This window comes from Streptomyces lateritius (assembly GCF_014649715.1).
In the GTDB taxonomy this organism is placed as follows: domain Bacteria; phylum Actinomycetota; class Actinomycetes; order Streptomycetales; family Streptomycetaceae; genus Streptomyces; species Streptomyces lateritius.
Genome location: NZ_BMTO01000001.1, coordinates 512998 through 527849 on the forward strand (window position 1 = coordinate 512998; position 14852 = coordinate 527849).

13 protein-coding genes are annotated in these 14852 nt (G+C 73.6%); 8 read left to right on the plus strand and 5 right to left on the minus strand.

The window, feature by feature from the left end:
- Positions 1-6: 6 nt before the first annotated feature.
- Both IE136_RS02400 and IE136_RS02405 read left to right on the plus strand, forming a co-directional pair.
- Positions 7-888, plus strand: coding sequence for a helix-turn-helix domain-containing protein (locus IE136_RS02400; RefSeq protein ID WP_158986269.1), 882 nt, complete (start codon positions 7-9; stop codon positions 886-888).
- Positions 889-994: 106 nt separating this feature from the next.
- Positions 995-2419 (plus strand): alpha/beta hydrolase, encoded by a 1425-nt coding sequence (locus IE136_RS02405; RefSeq protein ID WP_189599260.1) that lies wholly within the window; start codon positions 995-997, stop codon positions 2417-2419.
- Positions 2420-2718: 299 nt separating this feature from the next.
- Here IE136_RS02405 and IE136_RS02410 read toward each other — a convergent pair whose 3' ends face one another.
- Positions 2719-3054: a hypothetical protein gene (locus IE136_RS02410; RefSeq protein ID WP_189599261.1), complete on the minus strand. Its 336-nt coding sequence runs from the start codon at positions 3052-3054 to the stop codon at positions 2719-2721.
- Positions 3055-3212: 158 nt separating this feature from the next.
- Between IE136_RS02410 and IE136_RS02415 the strand changes: the two genes are divergently transcribed.
- The 3 genes from IE136_RS02415 (at position 3213) to IE136_RS36540 (ending at position 8399) form a co-directional block, all read left to right on the plus strand.
- Entirely contained in the window at positions 3213-6128 is a 2916-nt protein-coding gene (locus IE136_RS02415) for an SCO1167/SCO6262 family helicase (RefSeq protein ID WP_189599343.1), read from the plus strand.
- Positions 6125-7429 carry an SWIM zinc finger family protein gene (locus tag IE136_RS02420; protein WP_189599262.1) on the plus strand — a complete coding sequence of 435 codons (1305 nt, stop codon included), beginning with the start codon at positions 6125-6127 and terminating at the stop codon, positions 7427-7429. Before IE136_RS02415 ends, IE136_RS02420 begins: the two co-directional genes overlap by 4 nt.
- 181 nt (positions 7430-7610) lie before the next feature.
- Positions 7611-8399, plus strand: a complete 789-nt coding sequence (locus IE136_RS36540; RefSeq protein ID WP_189599263.1) for a chaplin — start codon at positions 7611-7613, stop codon at positions 8397-8399.
- A gap of 12 nt (positions 8400-8411) precedes the next feature.
- Here IE136_RS36540 and IE136_RS02430 read toward each other — a convergent pair whose 3' ends face one another.
- Entirely contained in the window at positions 8412-9071 is a 660-nt protein-coding gene (locus IE136_RS02430) for a DUF2293 domain-containing protein (protein ID WP_189599264.1), read from the minus strand.
- A 56-nt stretch (positions 9072-9127) separates the two neighbouring features.
- On the opposite strand from IE136_RS02430, the gene IE136_RS02435 reads away from it, so the two are divergent.
- Positions 9128-9889, plus strand: coding sequence for a DUF7873 family protein (locus tag IE136_RS02435; protein WP_158986257.1), 762 nt, complete (start codon positions 9128-9130; stop codon positions 9887-9889).
- Between the two features lie 331 nt (positions 9890-10220).
- Here IE136_RS02435 and IE136_RS02440 read toward each other — a convergent pair whose 3' ends face one another.
- Positions 10221-11465 (minus strand): pyridoxal phosphate-dependent aminotransferase, encoded by a 1245-nt coding sequence (locus IE136_RS02440; RefSeq protein ID WP_158986255.1) that lies wholly within the window; start codon positions 11463-11465, stop codon positions 10221-10223.
- An 84-nt stretch (positions 11466-11549) separates the two neighbouring features.
- Between IE136_RS02440 and IE136_RS02445 the strand changes: the two genes are divergently transcribed.
- Both IE136_RS02445 and IE136_RS02450 read left to right on the plus strand, forming a co-directional pair.
- Positions 11550-12182 (plus strand): winged helix-turn-helix transcriptional regulator, encoded by a 633-nt coding sequence (locus tag IE136_RS02445; protein WP_189599265.1) that lies wholly within the window; start codon positions 11550-11552, stop codon positions 12180-12182.
- 97 nt (positions 12183-12279) lie between these two features.
- Entirely contained in the window at positions 12280-12915 is a 636-nt protein-coding gene (locus IE136_RS02450; protein WP_158986251.1) for a nucleoside/nucleotide kinase family protein, read from the plus strand.
- 81 nt (positions 12916-12996) lie between these two features.
- Here the strand turns inward: IE136_RS02450 and IE136_RS02455 are convergent, their stop codons facing one another.
- The gene (locus IE136_RS02455; RefSeq protein WP_189599266.1) at positions 12997-13914 is read right to left on the minus strand and encodes a carbohydrate kinase family protein; all 918 of its coding nucleotides are present in this window, start codon (positions 13912-13914) and stop codon (positions 12997-12999) included.
- Positions 13911-14822: a pseudouridine-5'-phosphate glycosidase gene (locus IE136_RS02460; protein ID WP_158986247.1), complete on the minus strand. Its 912-nt coding sequence runs from the start codon at positions 14820-14822 to the stop codon at positions 13911-13913. Before IE136_RS02460 ends, IE136_RS02455 begins: the two co-directional genes overlap by 4 nt.
- Between the last annotated feature and the right edge of the window lie 30 nt (positions 14823-14852).

Here is a 14852-nt window from a genome sequence, read left to right on the forward strand (position 1 = left end):
GCGCGGATGACGGAACACCGCGACACCGTGGCGGAGTTGCTCCGCCACGAGGCGGTACGGGAGCGGCGCGGGGCGCTCCGGCAGCGGATCGAGACCGCCGGGATCACCGTTCACGACATCCTCTGCTGCGAGGACCGGACCACGTTCGGCGGGACGGGTCATGCGGAGGGGCACACGGTGGTCCTCAATCGGTCCGGGGGATACCTGCGGCGGATCGAGGGCGAGGAGTTCTTCGTCGATCCGACCGGCGGCTATCTGACCCGCCCCGGCGACGAGCAGCGCGTCGCCCACCCGGTCGGCCCCGGTGACCGGTCCACTGAGATCCGCGTCGACGAGCGGCTCTTCGCCGACCGTTTCGACGGCCTGCCGGCCACCCGCAGGTTCACCGTCAGCGCAGCCACCGACCTGCACCACCGGGCGCTCCTGGCGGCCGCCCGGCGCGGCGCCGAACCCTTCGAACTGACCGAACGGCTCCATCGGCTGCTGGACGGAGTGGCCGCCTCCGCCGGCCACTGGCGCTCGGACGCCGCGGCCCGCCCCTCCACCGCGCGCGTGCACGGGCGTCTGGTCCGTGACACCTGCGCCGCCCTGGCCATCGGCCCCTCGGCGCTGGGCCTCTCCCTGGAGGAGCTGGCCCGGACGGTCGGGGCCTCCCCGCACCACCTCAGCCGGGTCTTCCACGCCGTCACCGGCTCGACCCTCACGCGCTACCGCACCGAGCTGCGGCTGCGGGGCGTGCTGTACGCCCTCGAAGAGGGCGAGAGGAACCTGCGGACCCTCTCCTACACCTACGGATTCGCCGACCAGGCCCATCTGACGCGGACCTGCCGGAGCCGCACGGGCCACGCACCAAGCGCCGTACGGGCCCTTCTCGCGGATCGAGCATGAATCTTCAACGCCGTGCGGGCGGGTGGCCCGCAGGATGGCACCGGCCGGGACACCGGCCGGTGCCGTGACAGCGGCGGCACCCCGCTCTACGACCGGGGGAACGACGATGACCCTTCTGAGCCGGGCCTGTACGTCGATGGCGGCCGTCCTGACGGCCGCCGCGTGCGTCGGCTCGTCACCGGGCAGCGCGGCGGGCGCCCCGCCCGTGCCCGCACCACCCACGGCCGTGTCCTCGGACGCGGGGCCGGCGGCGGCACGCGGCCTCACCGGCCACCGCCCGTGCCCCGGACAGCCCGATGTGACCTGCGCGGATCTGACGGTGCCGTTGGACCGGAGCGGAGCCGCACCGGGCGCCCTGAAGCTCCAGGCCGCCGTCGTCGGCGACGCCGACGCCCCGCGGGGCACCCTGCTCTTCCTCACCGGCGGGCCCGGGCAGCCGGGAGTCCCCTTCGTCCCGAGGATCCGCTCCCGCCTCCCCGAGGCGCTCGCGCAGTACCGGCTGGTGATGATCGACCAGCGGGGCACCGGAGGGACGGCCATCGACTGTCCCGCGCTGCAGAAGGAGGTCGGCGGCAGCGACACCGTCGCCCCCACGGCCGCCGCAGTCACCGCCTGCGCCGAGAGCCTCGGCCGGAACCGCGACTTCTACACCACCGCCGACACCGTGGCCGACCTGGAGGACCTGCGGCGCGCCCTGCGCGTGCCGTCCTGGACGGTCGACGGGGTCTCCTACGGAACCTTCACCGCGGCCCAGTACGCCTTCGCACACCCGCAGCGGGTGCGCCGACTCGTTCTGGACTCCGTCGTTCCGCTCGACGGAGCGGGGGTCCTCTACGAGGACTCCCTCGGCCACTCCGCCCAGGTGCTGCGCACCGCATGCCGGGAACAGCGCTGCGGCTTCGACCCGGCCCGCGACCTGGCGAAGGTCGTGCGACGGGACGACAACGGTGTCGGCCTCTTCAACCTGCTCGTGATCGCCAGCATCATCGACCCGAAACTCGACAACCCCCGGTACGGCATCCTGGACGCGCTGCACGCCTCCGCCGGCGGCGACCGGTCGCGGCTCGACGCGCTCGTCACCGGCTTCGCCGGGTCGTCCGGAGAGACCCCGGCCGACTTCAGCTCCGGTCTGCACGCCGCCACGCTCTGCGCCGACTCACGCTGGCCCTGGGGCGACGCCTCCGCGCCTGTCGAGGGGCGGGAGCGGGCCCTGAAGCGGGCGGTGCAGCGGATCAGGCCGGCGGACGTGTGGCCCTTTCAGCGGGAGACGGCGGGCGGTCAGGGCATTCCACGGACCTGCCTTCCCTGGCCCGCCTCCCGGCCCAACCGGCCGGCGCCCGGAGACACCCTGACCATGCCGGTCCTGCTGCTGGCCGGGGACCGAGACCTGTCGACGCCGGTGGAGTGGGCGCGCCAGGTCGCCGCCGCGCACCCGAAGGCCGAACTGGTCGTCCTCGAGGGAGCCGGGCACTCCACGCAGAGCCGCAGCGACGCGGGAGCCCGCGCCGCGCAGGAGTTCCTGCTGCGGTAGGCCCGCTCGAGCGCCCATGGTGGCGTGCCACGTCCGGGACGGGGGTCCAGGCGTGGTGCGCCGCTTCGGGGGCGATCACCGCCGGACGACCGCCGGCCCGGAGACCTCCTGGGCGCCTCGCTTGGCCGTGTCCCGTGACGTCCCGCCTGGCCCGCGACGCCTGGCACGCGTACTCGCCGCGTTGTCGGGATCACCCGAGTACGCCCAGCACGAGGGCGACCCTCCGCCTTGCGATCCCAGCGCACCGGACGCCGCGGGCGCTGCCCTGCGGGCAGACGGCGCCACCATCCGGACACGACCTAGTGGACGACGCTGTAGCTGCGCCAGGGCGGGGTTCCGGGCACGATCTCGTTGCCCGAGTTGGCGGGGACGTAGACGGACTCCTCGCCCCGGCAGTTCTCGGTCGGGTACATGATGATGTCGACCAGCGTTTCGTTCTCGACCTTCCTCGCGCCGTCCGGACCGAGCTCGTGGCAGCCCTTGACCGACGGGCTCGTGACCATGACCTCGTTCTCGTGCCCGGTCTCGTACGTGATCGTGCCCACCGCGGTGCGGCCGAGGTCGGAACAGCCCGCGACGGTGAGCGTCAGGAGGACGGCCCCGGCGGCGGTGCCGAGACGCCGGTGAACGGACATGGCGGATCCTCGTCTGTCGGGCGAAGGCGGCGGAAGCCCTGTTCCCCGTCACCCTGCCGTCTGCCGGGCGGGCTGTCACCCGCTGCTGGGCCGCCCGGGCGAAGCACGGCGAAGGCCCGTTGTCACACCCCACCCGTAAGGTCGGAGGTCCAGTCGGAATCCGTCGCGGAACAGGGGAGGTGAGCAGCGCCGTGAGCCGTAGGTTGCAGAGCTGCGCCGCCGTCTTCCTTCCGGCCGCCCTGCCCCGCGAGGGACGGGTCGCCTTCTGGTCCCCGGACGGCGGGGAGCTGCCCTCGGTTCCGACGGCGGGGCCGAGCGGGGAGGCGGGCGAGGCCGACGGAGCGCGCCCCGGCGAGCTCACGGTGGTACGCCGTCATGGCGCCGGGGTCCGGGGCCGCAAGGTCCCCGCGGTGATCCTCGGGGTCGCCGAAGCCCTGCCCCATCTGGTCGCCGCCCGACACGACCCGGCCGCCCACCCCGCCACCGCCTGCTGGGGAGCCGCCGCCCTGCACGCCCTGCACCTCACCGCGCGGGGCCGGCTGCTGCCTGGGCTCACCGCCGACGACCTGGACGCCTGGCGGGCGGGGCCGCTGGACGCCGACGACATCGCCCACCTGCGGGCCGTCGCCGCCGCCATGCCGTACGAAGCCCACGCCGTGCCCGTCCCCGGCCGCAGCCCCCTCCAGCTGCCGGAGCCGGAGGCGCTGGTACGGGCCTTCCTCGACGCCGTCGCCGACACTCTGCCCCGTACCCCCGCCGCGGCCCACGCGGCCGGCGCGCCGTTCGCCGCCCGCGCGCCACAGCACCTGCCCCGCGCGCGTGCCTGGGCGGCCGAGGCCGCGGCCGGCATGGACGCCGGTGTCCGGGTCTCGCTCCGCCTCGACCTCGCCGGATACGAACTCTTCGACATCGCCGAGGAAGGCGGCGACGAGCGGCAGGCGGCCGCCGCCCTCCTCCAGGTGCACAGCCTCGCCGACCCCACCCTCGTCATCGACGCCGCGGCCCTCTGGGCGGGCGACGGCGACGAGCACTTCGGGCCGCGCGCCCGCGTCGACGCCGTTCTCGCGGTGCGCCGCGCCGCCCGCGTCTGGCCACCCCTCGGCAGGCTCCTGGAGCGGGACGTACCGGACGTCGTCGCCCTGACCGAGGAGGAGCTGTACGAACTCCTGGGACCCGCCGCCGCCCGCCTCGCCGACGCCGGGGTCGCCGTCCACTGGCCCCGCGAGCTGGCCCGCTCGCTCAGCGCCTCCGCCGTGGTCCGGCCGCCCGTCGCCGCCCCCGGCTCCGCCACCGACGGCACCGCCTTCTTCGACAGCGAGGAGCTGCTCCGGTTCAACTGGCAGCTCGCCCTGGACGGCGACCCGCTCACCGAGCGGGAGATGGACGCCCTCGCCGAGTCCCACCGGCCCATCGTGCGGCTGCGCGACCAGTGGGTGGTCGTCGACCCCGACCTGGTCCGCAAGGCCCGCAAGCGCGAACTGGGCCTCCTGGAGCCCGTCGACGCCCTCGCCGTCGCCCTCAGCGGCACCGCGGAGGTGGACGGCGAGACCGTCCGGGCCGTACCCGTCGGCGCGCTCGCGACTCTGCGGGACCGCCTCGTCGCCGGCCCCGACCCGGTCGCACCCCCCGCCGGCCTGGACGCGACCCTGCGCGACTACCAGCTGCGCGGGCTCGCCTGGCTGGATCTGATGACCTCGCTCGGCCTCGGCGGCTGCCTCGCCGACGACATGGGCCTCGGCAAGACCGTCACCCTCATCGCCCTCCATCTGCGCCGCGCCCGCCGGGCGCCCACCCTCGTCGTCTGTCCCGCCTCCCTGCTCGGCAACTGGCAGCGGGAGATCCAGCGCTTCGCCCCGGGCGTCCCCGTGCGCCGCTTCCACGGTGCCGACCGCTCCCTCGACGGGCTCGACGGCGGCTCCGGCACCGGCGGATTCGTCCTCACCACGTACGGCACCCTGCGCACCAGCGCGCCCCGACTGGCGGCGCTGGAGTGGGGCATGGTCGTCGCCGACGAGGCACAGCACGTCAAGAACCCTTTCTCCGCGACCGCCAAGGCGCTGCGCACGATCCCGACAGCGGCCCGGGTCGCTCTCACCGGCACCCCCGTGGAGAACAACCTCTCCGAGCTGTGGGCGCTGCTCGACTGGACCACCCCCGGTCTCCTCGGCCCCCTCAAGGCGTTCCGCGCCCGCCACGCACGCGCCGTCGAGAACAGCGAGGAGATCGCGAACGACGAGGCGGTGGAGCGGCTCGCCCGCCTCGTGCGGCCCTTCCTGCTGCGCCGTCGCAAGTCCGACCCCGGCATCGTCCCCGAGCTGCCGCCCAAGACCGAGTCGGACCACCCGGTCGCCCTCACCCGTGAACAGGCCTCGCTCTACGAGGCGGTGGTGCGGGAGACCATGGCGCGGATCGAGGGCGCGGAGGGCATCGCACGCCGGGGTCTCATCATGAAACTGCTGACCTCCCTCAAGCAGATCTGCAACCACCCCGCCCAGTACCTCAAGGAACAGACACCGAAGGGCGGCGGCACCGCCCGGCTCGCCGGCCGCTCCGGGAAGCTGACCCTGCTCGACGAACTCCTCGACACGATCCTCGCCGAGGACGGCTCCGTGCTCGTCTTCACCCAGTACGTCTCCATGGCCCGGCTCCTCGCCGACCACCTGTCCGCCCGGGCGATCCCGGCCCAACTGCTCCACGGCGGAACACCCGTGGCCGAGCGCGAGCGGATGGTGGACCGCTTCCAGTCCGGCGAGGTGCCCGTCTTCCTGCTGTCGCTGAAGGCGGCGGGCACCGGTCTCAACCTGACCCGGGCCGGGCACGTCGTCCACTTCGACCGCTGGTGGAACCCCGCCGTCGAGGAGCAGGCCACCGACCGCGCCTACCGCATCGGCCAGACCCAGCCGGTCCAGGTCCACCGGCTGATCGCGGAGGGCACGGTGGAGGACAGCATCGCCGAGATGCTGCGGGCCAAACGGGCCCTCGCCGACGCCGTCCTCGGCTCCGGCGAGGCCGCGCTCACCGAGCTGACCGACCGCGAGCTGGCCGACCTGGTGTCGCTGAGGAGGCCGTCATGAACCGCCGTCCCGCCGCGGGCCGCCGAACGGCCGCCGCGCGGTACGCCGGCCCGCTCCACGACGACCGCCGCCGCACGTTCCCGCCCCTCGCGCCGCGCGAGGCGCCGGACGGGCGCTTCGCCGCCACCTGGTGGGGTAACGCCTGGGTGGAGGCCCTGGAGGACACCGCCCTCGACGCCGCCCGCCTGGCCCGCGGCAAGGCCTACGCGGGCCGCGGCCACGTCGACGCGATCACCGTCACGCCCGGGCGGGTCGTCGCCTACGTCCACGGCAGCCGCGCCCGCCCGTACCGCACCGAGATCCGGCTCCGCACCCTCGGGGACGACGACTGGGAGCGGTTCCTCGACGAGGCGGCGGCCCGGCCCGACCACATCGCCGCCCTGCTCGACAAGGACGTCCCGCACGCCCTCGAAGCCGTCACCGGTCTGCTGCCGGCGCCCGGCGACCTGATCCCCGACTGCTCCTGCCCCGACGACGGTTACCCCTGCAAGCACGCCGCCGCCCTCTGTTATCAGTCGGCCCGGCTCCTCGACGAGGACCCATTCGTTCTCTTCCTCATGCGAGGCCGCGGCGAACAGGAGATCCTCGCCGCGCTCACCCACCGCAACGCGGCACGGTCCGCCGCCGAGGCGAGCACAGGCACCTCGCTCATGCCCACGGTCCCCGCCCGCCTCGTGCTCGAGACCGCCCCCGGCGGCGCCGGGACCCGGGCCCTGCCAACCCTTCCGCCGCCCCTCTCCGTCCCCACGCGCCCCGGGCGGCCCCCGGTCCACCCGCCGGACCCCGACGCCCCCGACCCGCTCGCCCTGGACCTCCTCGCGACGGAGGCGGCCTCCCGCGCCCACACCTTCCTCGTCACCGGCCACGACCCCGTGGCCGCCCTCACGCCGTGGCAGGACGCCGTCCGGCTGGCCGCCGCGCACCCCGGCTCCGGCCTCACCGCGTCCACCCGCGCGCTCTACCGCGACCTCGCGTACGCCCTCGACCGCACCCCCACCGACCTGGCCCGCGCCGTCGCCGCCTGGCGCCAGGGCGGCCTGGCCGGACTCGCCGTCCTGGAAGAGCCCTGGGACCCGCCGGCCGGCCCCTTCGACCGGGCCCGGCCCGCGCTGCTCGCCGCCGACTACCCGTCCTTCCGCCCCTGGCGGAACCGGCTGTCGACCCGGACGCTCCAACTCCGCCTGGGCCGTGACGGGCTGTGGTACGGCTATGAGTCGGACGCCGACCGCGAGGACTGGTGGCCCCGCGGCACCCCGGACCCCGACCCCGTCGGCGCACTCACCGACCTGCTGGGCCTCTGACCGGTACGGCCGGGGCACACCGCCGGAGCGTGGGGGCGGGTAGCACAGCCGTGCCGCGCGCGTTCGAAGCCCCGCCACACGATGGAGTGAAACACGCCGGTGGCGTGATCCAGCTGGGTTGGGGTCGCGTTAATCGCGGTACGGGCACCTGCCCGTGAATACCTCCGGAAGGCAGGAAGCCATGAGGCAGATTCGCCGAAGTGGTCTGGCCACATTGATGGTCACGGGTGGCGCGCTCGCGCTCTCGGCGGGCGCCGCGCACGCCGGCTCCGGTGCACAGGGCGCCGCGGTCGGTTCGCCGGGTGTGATCTCCGGCAACACCGTCCAACTGCCGGTGCACGCACCGGTCAACGTCTGCGGCAACACCGTCAATGTCGTCGGACTGCTCAACCCGGCCTACGGGAACAAGTGCGCCAACGGCTCCGGCGCGTCCGGCGGGTACGGCTCGGAACGGGACGGCGGCGGCAAGCACAAGGACCTGCCGGGGACCCCGCACGGCGAGGCACCCGGCGGCTCCCGCGGCGGCGGCTCCCACGCGGGCGGCTCGGGCGGCAGCAGCGGCGGCAGCGGTTCCCAGCGTGGCGGAGCCGCCGCCGAGGGTGTCGCGCAGGGTTCCCCCGGCCTGCTCTCCGGCAACGGCGTCCAGCTGCCGATCCATCTCCCCGTGAACATCAGCGGCAACTCGGTCAACGTCGTCGGTATCGGCAACCCGGCCAGCGGCAACCAGTCGGTCAACAACCCCGAGGAGCCGGAGGAGGAGCCGAGGCCTGAGGTTCCCGGCAAGAGCGTGCCCCAGCCGAGCACCGACGCCGAAGAGCCGGCGCCCGACTACGCCCCCCAGGACAGCTCGGGCGCGCTCGCCGAGACGGGCGCGGACCTGGTGGGCTACGCCGCCCCGGCCGGAGCGGCCCTGCTGCTCGGTGGCGCGCTGATGTACCGCCGCGCACGCCGCGCGGGTACGGAGGGCTGAGGCCCACAGGCCTCACGTTCGACGCCAGGCCCGGAGCACGGCCTCGATGGCCGGTGCCACCCTCGTCCGGGCCTGGTGGCGGGGGACGCCCCGCATGAGGAGCGTGTCGTACTCGGTGTCGACATGGCGGACGGCCGCCCGCACGGCGGCCGTGACCGCACCCCGGTCCAGCGACCGCCCGGCCGCTGTACGCCCCACCCGGCCGCTGCCCTTCATCGAGGCGTGGGCCGCGATCTCCGTGGCCCGCTCCGCGGGGCAGCGCGGAAAGAGCCGCAGGATCTCCGCCTCCAGCGCCGCCGTGACCTCCGCGTCCCGTGCCGCCCGCCGCACCGCGTCCCGAGCCCGTCTCCGCGTCCGCGCCTCCGCGTCCGCCAGGCAGGCAGCCTCGGCCCGGGCCAGCGCCGCCTCCTCGACGAGCAGCCCCTGACGTTCGTACCGGGTACGGCGCCGGTTGTGCCGTACTACCACCGCCCAGAGCGCACTGCCCTCGCGCGCCCGGCGGGTGACAGCCGTGTCCCCCCGCCGCAGGAACACCAAGTGGCCGAGATCGGCGCAGTCCAGACAGACCGGGGCGTTGAACTCGAGGATCATCCGCTCCAGCGGACCCTGACGGCACTCCGAGCAGCGGCGCCGCTTGAGCGGTTCGACGACGACGGGTGCGACCAGGTCCATGGCGGTCTCCCACCCTCCGGATCCGTGAACGACCGTGAAAAATCGTTCGATCGGGCATGCCACCCACGGCTAGGGTCCGTCGCGTGGCAACGAAACTCAATCAGATCATCGCGGTGGAGAAGGGCGTCAAGTCCCGGGCGCACCAGGACCTGACCACGGCGCACCACGGGCTGCAGAAGCCCGCGCTGCTCGCCGGCATCTCCCGTACGTACCAGCCGAAGGACGAGGAGGGCGAGCAGCTTCCGCCCGAGTCCACGCTGGTGCAGGTGAAGGCCGAGGACGTGCTGCGCGACACGGCTCGGGCGCTGACCCGGCTGTTCGACGTGACCGCCACCAAGGACTGGGCCAACTGCGAGGCCCGCGCCGACATCACGGTCGACGGCCGCGTGCTGGTGAGCCGGGTGCCCGTCGCGTACCTCCTCTTCCTGGAGAAGCAGCTGACGGACATCAACACCTTCGTCCGCAAGCTGCCCGTCCTCGACGCGGCCGAGTCCTGGACGCAGGACCCGTCGACCGACGCGTGGAAGACGGAGGTCGTCCGTACGGTCCGGACGAAGAAGGTGCCGCGCAACCACGTCAAGGCGGAGGCGACGGACAAGCACCCGGCGCAGGTCGAGGTGTACTACGAGGACGTGCCGGTCGGTTACTGGACTACGGTCAAGTTCTCCGGCGCCCTGCCGGCCCGTCGGGTGAACGAACTCCTGGAGCGGGTGGAGAAGCTCCAGCAGGCGGTGAAGTTCGCCCGGGAGGAGGCGAACAGCGCCGAGGTCACCGATCAGCGCGTCGGCGACGCCGTCTTCGGCTACCTCTTCGGGTAGCGGGGAGACACCACACAGACTCCCCGGCCACAGAACACGGCCGGGGTGCGCGAGGAGCGCAAAGCTGAAAATGAGGCTTGTCGTGAATCCGCGGCCCTTCTGACGAGGGTCGCGATCAGACTCAGACTATTGCTCCAGATTCAGCATGCGCCGCTCATCGCCGGATCGACCGGGCCCGGGCCCTGGTGCGTCGAAATGCCAGTTCGAATCTGGTCCGCCGAGCTCGATCGGCGGTGGTCCAACGGCAGGACGCGACGCAATGACGACTGACCCGGGTTCTCAAGTGTGCCGGCGTGTGATGTGAGCGGCATCGACAGGGTCCGGGGGCAGGCTACGCCCTCGGACCCGCTCCCGTTTCGGGGCCTTGTTGCCGGTAGCCGCTCAGGAAGCGTCCGATGCGGCTGATCGCGGCGTCGAGGTCGTCGGCGTACGGCAGGGTCAGGATGCGGAAGTGGTCCGGCCGGGGCCAGTTGAAGCCGGTGCCCTGCACCACCTGGATCTTCTCCCGCAGCAGCAGGTCGAGGACGAACTTCTCGTCGTCGTGGATCCGGTGCACCTTCGGGTCGAGGCGGGGGAACGCGTAGAGCGCGCCCTTCGGCTTCACGCAGGAGACCCCGGGGATCTCGTTGAGCTTCTCCCACGCCCTGTCGCGCTGCTCGCGCAGCCTGCCGCCCGGGGCGGTCAGCTCGTGGATCGACTGCCGGCCGCCGAGCGCGGCCTGGATGGCGTACTGCGCGGGGGCGTTGGGGCACAGCCGCATGGAGGCGAGCATCGTCAGGCCCTCCAGATAGCTCTTCGCGTGTTGCCTGGGGCCGCTGACGACGAGCCAGCCCGAGCGGAAGCCCGCCACGCGGTACGTCTTCGACAGACCGCCGAAGGTGAGGACGACGAGGTCGGGGGCGAGGGAGGCGGCCGGGTGGTGGACGGCCTCGTCGTAGACGATCTGGTCGTAGATCTCGTCGGCGAAGACCATCAGCTGGTGACGGCGGGCGAGGTCGAGGATGCCCTCGACGATCTCGCGCGGATAGACCGCACCGGTGGGGTTGTTGGGGTTGATGATGACGACGGCCCGGGTCCGGTCGGTGATCTTCGCGGCCATGTCGTCGAGGTCCGGATACCAGTCGGCCGACTCGTCGCAGAGGTAGTGGACCGCCTTGCCGCCCGCGAGCGTGGTCACCGCCGTCCACAAGGGGAAGTCGGGGGCGGGGATCAGGACCTCGTCGCCGTCCTCCAGGAGCGCCTGGACGGCCATGGAGACCAGTTCGGAGACACCGTTGCCGAGAAAGACGTCGTCGACGTCGACGTCCGGAAGACCCATGCCCTGGTAGCGCTGGGCGACGGCGCGCCGGGCGGAGAGGATGCCGCGGGAGTCGGTGTAGCCATGGGCCTTCGGGAGCATCCGGATCATGTCCTGGACGATCTCCTCGGGCGCCTCGAAGCCGAAGAGCGCCGGGTTCCCGGTGTTGAGGCGCAGCACGCTGTGGCCCGCCTCCTCCAGGGCGTTGGCGTGCTCGATGACCGGGCCACGGATCTCGTAGCAGACCTCGCTCAACTTGCTCGACTGCCGGAACTCCATGCGACGACCTCCCCAGAAGAACTGATACTTGGTTTTACCAAGTTCGAGCTTGGAAAGTCCAACAACTTGTCTAGACTGCGTCGCATGCCACGCCGCCGAAGCTATGACCAGTACTGCGCCGCCGCTCGCGCCCTCGACGTCGTCGGCGACCGCTGGACTCTGCTGATCGTCCGTGAACTCCTCGCCGGGCCGCGCCGCTACACCGACCTGCACGCCGATCTGCCGGGCGTCAGCACGGACATGCTGGCCGGCCGCCTCAAGGACATGGAGGGCGCCGCACTCCTCACCCGCCGCCGGCTGCCTCCGCCCGCCTCGGCGTCCGTGTACGAACTCACCGAGCGGGGGCGCGGCCTGCTGCCCGTCCTGCGAGCCCTGGCGGAGTGGGGTGCGCCCGCACTGGAGGAACCCCGGCCCACCGACGCCGTACGCGCCCACTGGCTGGCGATCCCGCTGCTGCGCGCCCTGGAGGCCGAGAGCGCCGGGGTGGTGGTGCAGGTGACGCTCGACGAGGGCGAGTTCCACGTACGGAGGGGGGCGGAGGGCCCGCCGGAGTACGGAGACGGGCCGGCCGACGACGCCGACGTGCGGCTGCGGACGGACCTCGCGACCTGCCGCGCCCTGGCGAGCGGGGAGCTGACGCTCGCCGAGGCGGTCGCGGCGGGCCGGGCCGACCGTACGGACCGGGCGGCGAGGGCGGAAACCGCACCCGTCGCGTGAGTCGGTGCGTGGGCGTTCAGCCCCGCCCGGCTCCGGTGGCGACAATGATCCTGTTCCGTGCGAGCCGAGACCGAGGATGGGAACGGGGTCACGTCCGTTGCGTTATGAAGCGATCACCTGGGAGCGCCTGGCCCGGATCCTGGCCGGTCACGTCGACCGGGCCACACCCGGCGACAGCGGTGACTGGCTCAAGGTCGGCGTCGACGGGCCGCCCGCGGCGCCGACCGGGGAGACGGCCGAGCGGATCGCCGAGGCGCTGCGGCTGCGGGGCAGGTCCGTCCTCGTCGTCGGGACAGGAGGCTTTCTGCGGCCCGCCTCGCTCCGCTTCGAGTACGGGAAGCAGGACCCCGACGCGTACTACAGCGGCTGGTTCGACACCGGGGCGCTCTGGCGCGAGGTGTTCGGACCGCTGGAGGCGGGCGGGAGCGGGCGCGTGCTGCCCGACCTGTGGGACCCCGTCACCGACCGCGCCACCCGTAGTCCGTACGTGGAACTGCCGCCGGGCGGTGTGCTGGTGGTGCACGGACCGTTCCTGCTCGGACACTGGTTCCCGTTCGACGTGACCGTCCATCTGCGGCTGTCGCCCGCAGCCCTCGCGCGCCGCACCGAGGAGCCCTGGACCCTGCCCGCTTTCGCGCGGTACGAGGACGAGGTCGGCCCCTCCGACGTCGCCGATGTGGTCGTTCGCACCGACGATCCGCGCCACCCCGCCTGGACCGGCCTCGACGGTTAGGCCCGGCCACGCCTGCCAGGCCCCGCGCGCCGGCCAGACCCTGCTCTACGGCCGGACCCTGCTCTACGGCCGGACCCTGCTCTACGGCCGGACCCCGCGCGGCGGCCAGGCCCCGCTCTCCGGGCGGCCGCCCACCACCGTCACCGCCTCCGCGCCGGCCCGGCAGCCCGCCTCCGCCGCCGTCACCGGGTCCGCCCCCGCGAGACGGGCCGCCAGGAAAGCGCCCGCGAACGCGTCGCCGGCGCCTGTCGAGTCCACCGGCCGGACCCCCGCGGCAGCGACCCGGCCTGTCACCGACCCGTCCTCGGCGACCAGCGCGCCCCGCGCGCCCAAGGTGACCGCGACCAGCGGAAACATACGGCTCAGCCGCTCCGCCGCCGCCACCGGATCGGTGCGGCCGGTCAGCAGCCGGGCTTCGTCGGCGTTCGGGAACAGCACCTCCGCGCCCTGCGCCGCCGCCAGGAACAGGTCCACCCCCAACTCCTTCAGGAACCCGGTCGAGGCCGGGTCCACGCTCACCGCGACCCCCGCCTCCCGCGCGCCCCGCAACGCCCTCAGCGCGGTCTCCCGGCTCGGCGCGGCGAAGAAGAGATACCCGGACAGATGCAGATGCGCGACACCCCGGAGCAGCTCGTCGGACCAGTCGGCGGGGGAGAGGCGCAGGGCCGCCCCGCTGTCGGTGAGGAAGGTGCGCTCGGCGCTCGCGTCCACCAGGGATATCACCGTCGCCGTCGCTGCCTCCGGGTCCCTGACCAGCAGGGGCCGCACCCCCGCCCGGTGCAGGGCGCGGGTGTGCCAGTCGGCCGCCTCGGTGCCGACCCGGCCGAGCAGCCGCACGTCCTCGCACCCCGAACGCGCGGCCCAGCAGGCGGCGTTGGCACCCGCGCCGCCCGGGAGCGTACGGATCGCCGCAGCCGTGTCGGTCGCGGGCGCGAGCGGGGTCCGGTGCCGGGCGACGACGTCCGTGACCACGTCCCCCACCACCAGGAGCCCGGTCACGGCGTGCCGTGGTAGGCCGCCGCGATCCGTGCCGCGAGCCGGACGTTGCCGCGCACCGCCGCCAGGTTCGCCTCCAGAGACGCCCCTTCGGTGTGCACCGTCAGATACTCCAGGAGGAAGGGGGTCACGGCCTGGCCGGTGATCCCCTTCTCCTTCGCCGCGGCCAGTCCCTGAGTGAGCACCCGGTCGTGCAGCGCCGGCTCCAACTGGTCCTCGACCGGAACCGGGTTGGCCACGACCAGCGCCGCGTACGGCTCGCCCAGCTCGTCCTGAGCCCGTATGACGCGGGCCACCTGCTCGGGCGTCCGCAGCGTCCAGTCGACCGGCTCGCCCGAGGAGGCCAGGTAGAAGCCGGGGAAGTGCGCCGTCCCGTACCCCACCACCGTCACGCCCAGGGTCTCCAGGCGCTGCAGCGTCGCCGGGACGTCCAGGATCGACTTGACCCCCGCGCAGACCACCGTGATCCCCACCCGGGAGAGCAGCCGCAGATCCGCCGACTCGTCCTGCGTCTCGCTCCACTCGCGGTGCACACCGCCGAGCCCACCGGTCGCGAAGACCCGGATGCCGGCCGAATCGGCCAGCCACGCCGTCGCGGAGACCGTCGTCGCCCCGGTCGCCCCCGTCGCGAGCGCGGGCGCCAGATCGCGGTGGCCCAGCTTCCGTACCGCCGGATCCTCGGCGATCCGCGTCAACCGGGCCTCGTCCAGGCCGATGTGGGCCGTGCCGTCGACCACGGCGATCGTGGCGGGAACGGCGCCCTCGTCCCGCACCAGCGTCTCCAGTTCCGTCGCCACGGCAAGGTTGCGCGGGCGCGGCAGGCCGTGGGCGATGATCGTGGACTCGAGCGCGACGACGGGACGCCCCTCGTGGAGCGCCTCCCGCACTTCTTCGGACACGTGTGTGGACATGTCCCATCTCTGGCGCGACCAGGAGCCGCC